The organism is Campylobacter sp. CFSAN093249 (genome assembly GCF_011067895.1).
GTDB classification, from domain to species: Bacteria; Campylobacterota; Campylobacteria; order Campylobacterales; family Campylobacteraceae; genus Campylobacter_D; species Campylobacter_D jejuni.
Genome location: NZ_JAAMWM010000011.1, coordinates 1 through 3075, shown reverse-complemented (window position 1 = coordinate 3075; position 3075 = coordinate 1). Strand labels below are relative to the sequence as shown.

The following is a 3075-nucleotide window of genomic DNA, read 5'->3' as shown; positions in this document are numbered from 1 at the left end:
GGATATAGCTGAAACGGCTACAACAAATCTTGATCAAATCAGAGCTGACATTGGTTCAGTGCAAAATCAACTTCAAGTGACTATAAACAACATTACTGTTACTCAAGTAAATGTTAAAGCAGCTGAATCAACCATAAGAGATGTAGACTTTGCAGCTGAAAGTGCAAATTTTTCTAAATATAACATCCTTGCACAATCAGGTTCTTATGCTATGAGTCAGGCTAATGCAGTGCAGCAAAATGTTTTAAAACTTCTTCAATAATTTCTTAGATGCTTTTATGCATCTAAGCTTTTAAAGTGCTTTTTTCTTTTCTAAAAAGTCTTGCAAGGGCAAAATCGCAATCTTAAGTCTTTTATCTTGGACTTCTAAAAGCTCTATGATATTTTCCATTAAAGCTTCGTGTGCATAAACCCAAGCAAAAAGTTTATTTTGTTTATCAGATTCATCTTTGATATCTTTAAGATATAAAGGCGTTAATATACTTTGTTCATGATGCAAAGTAGGGCCTAAAATTTCTTGCAAAAAGAGATATTTTTTATTTGAAAGTTTTTCTTTGATTTTGTCTATATTCTGGTTTATTTGTTCAAGAGAGAGCTTGTTTTTTCCATGGGTAAGATTGTGAATTTGTTTTTGAACTTTTTTACACTCTTTTTTAAAATTCAAGGATAGATTCATATTTTTTTTGATTTTTTGATAGATTTTTAATCCGAGTTTTACTTGTTCTTTAGTATTTAAAACTTGTAATTTTTTAAATTTTTTATCTTTTTTATTTTCGAGTAAATCTTCACAAAGTTCTTTAAAAGGTTTTTCTATAGCGCTTTCTATCCTAGCACCTCCTTCAGTGCAATTATAAGTTTTACTTTTGCTAAAAGCAATGAAATTTTCAAAAATTTGTCTAAAAAGTGTCCAAATTTCAGAACTTTGAACTTTTCCATTTCCTCCATAAGCTGTAGTGCTAAATTTATCTAAGTCCCTTTCATAGTCTCCATTGTGTAAATTAGCATGGATAAAACCTTGAGAGTGTGTTTGCCCATCTTTGGCATAAGCTAAATCCTGACCTATGAGAATGATGTTTTTATTTCCTAAATTTTCAGCCAGTTCATAAGCCATGTGAGATACACTCATACCTCCGTTAATATATCCATAATCGTCTAGCTCCAAGTATCTAGCAAAAGGCTGGCCTTTTATAATTAAAATGTATTTTCTTTGATTTTTTTCAAGATAAGAAATGGTTTTTTTATGCACCAAAGAAGCTACTAGAAACATAATATCCTTATCAAATTCCCCAAAATCATTATTAAAAAATTCAGCAATTATTTCAATTCTTTCTAACATACAAACATAATCAGGCTTTATACCATGTTTAGCTAAAATAGGATAAGAAGAATCCGCACAAAAAATTGTAGCTTTGCTAGCATACTTTTTTAATAAAGGAAGTTGTTTAGTAAGAGATGGTCCTGTAGAAACAATGATAGCTGTATCACTTATACCCTTTCTTTTAGAAAGCAATTCTTTATAACTAGGATGGGTAATCATTTGAGGAAGATTATAAACAAATTGCTCTATGCCTTGCATGGCATCTTTAGGATCATTTCCACGCATAAGATTGTGATTTTTGATGATTTGCATATTGAGTTTATTAAGTTTTAAAATATCTTCTTTATAGTGTTCATAAAAATCATTAGCAATGTGTAGGTTATAAGAACGATAAAACAAATCCCCTATCAAACGAAAAACTTTATCCATTTTAGGAAGATTAATATCATCATGATGTAAAATAATGAGTCGCCCTAAGCTTAAATCTTTGCTAAAATCTATGAAATTTAAAGCCAAAAAGATAAGTTCTAATTCTTTTTCAAAGATGATTATTCTTTTAAGTGCTTGATTTTGAAGTAGAATTTTATATAAAATTCCATTTCCAAAACCATAAAAAAAAAGCACAGGATAGCGTGTAAAATCTTTAAAATATTCTAAATTTTTTTCAAGCTCTTTGATGGGATCTTGATACATTTTTTTTAAATTTCTTTTTTTTATGATATTGATATTAAGATTATCTTTTCCTTGAGTGAAAGTAAATTCTCTAAGCTCTTTTAGATCCTCAAGTTTTTTGCGTAAGTTGTTATACTCAAAACCGCTTAAAGCTTTTAAATTTTTGTTAAAATTATTTTCTTCTCTCACTTTCTCACCCTTTCCATCCATTTATCTAATTTTCTTTCTTTAAGTTTTTCTTCTAAAGGAAGTATATTTTTAATCAAAGCATTTTCTTGTGCTTTAATATGTCCATAAACTAATTCCATAAATTCTAAATGTTCTTTTATCCAAAGAATGCTTTTATTAAAAGCATCTTCTTTGGTTTTAGGATTTAAGACATAAATTCTAGCAAGATTAAGTTCAAATTGAGTTAGTAGGGGACCTAAAATTTCATACAAATCTTGCATTTGTTTAATATCTTCAAGTTTATTTTTAAATTCATCTATTTTTTCAATAGCTAAATTGATATCCTCTTCTTTTTCATTTAAACTCAAATATATACTTTGTATATTTTCAAAATCATTGCTGAGTATTTTACTAAAATCTCTACAATGTTTAATACTTTGATAAACTTTATAATAAGCCTTAAGTAAAAATTCATTTTGTTTATTTAAACTTAAAGGTTCTAATTTTTCAAAAGGTTTATTTAAATCTTTATCAAGTAAATTCTCACAAGCCCATAAAAAAGGTTTTTCTATGGTTCCTTCTATCCTTGCTCCACCTTCGGTGCAGTTGTAGGTGGTGATATTAAATAATTTTTGAAAATAATTAATATCATTTTCAAAAATTAGTCGAAACATAGTCCAAATTCTAGAACTTTCAACTTTTCCGTTACCTCCATAAGCCAAACATTGAAATTTACCCTTATCTCTTTGAAAATGTCCTTCATGTTTATCAAGATTTTTATAATCTTTAGTATGGGAAAATCCATCTTTTGCATAAGCTAAATCCTGTCCTATGAGAATAATGTTTTTATAGTTTAAATATTCTGTAAGTAGGTAGCTCATATTTGCTACACTTTTGCCCATGTTAAAATATCCAAA

The 3075-nt window shown here is 28.0% G+C and carries 2 protein-coding genes and 1 pseudogene; 1 reads left to right on the top strand and 2 read right to left on the bottom strand.

Annotated features, from left to right (window positions below; all coding sequences use genetic code 11):
- Nucleotides 1–262 (top strand): flagellin (locus FBF10_RS08365; RefSeq protein ID WP_058001441.1); only part of this gene is annotated, 262 nt, incomplete at its 5' end.
- Between the two features lie 30 nt (nt 263–292).
- Here FBF10_RS08365 and FBF10_RS08360 read toward each other — a convergent pair.
- Together FBF10_RS08360 and FBF10_RS08355 are read right to left on the bottom strand one after the other, a co-directional pair.
- Nucleotides 293–2179, bottom strand: coding sequence for a motility associated factor glycosyltransferase family protein (locus tag FBF10_RS08360; protein WP_165433911.1), 1887 nt, complete (start codon nt 2177–2179; stop codon nt 293–295).
- Nucleotides 2176–3075: pseudogene (locus FBF10_RS08355) on the bottom strand (motility associated factor glycosyltransferase family protein); the annotation flags it as partial. The pseudogene FBF10_RS08355 and the gene FBF10_RS08360, both read right to left, overlap by 4 nt.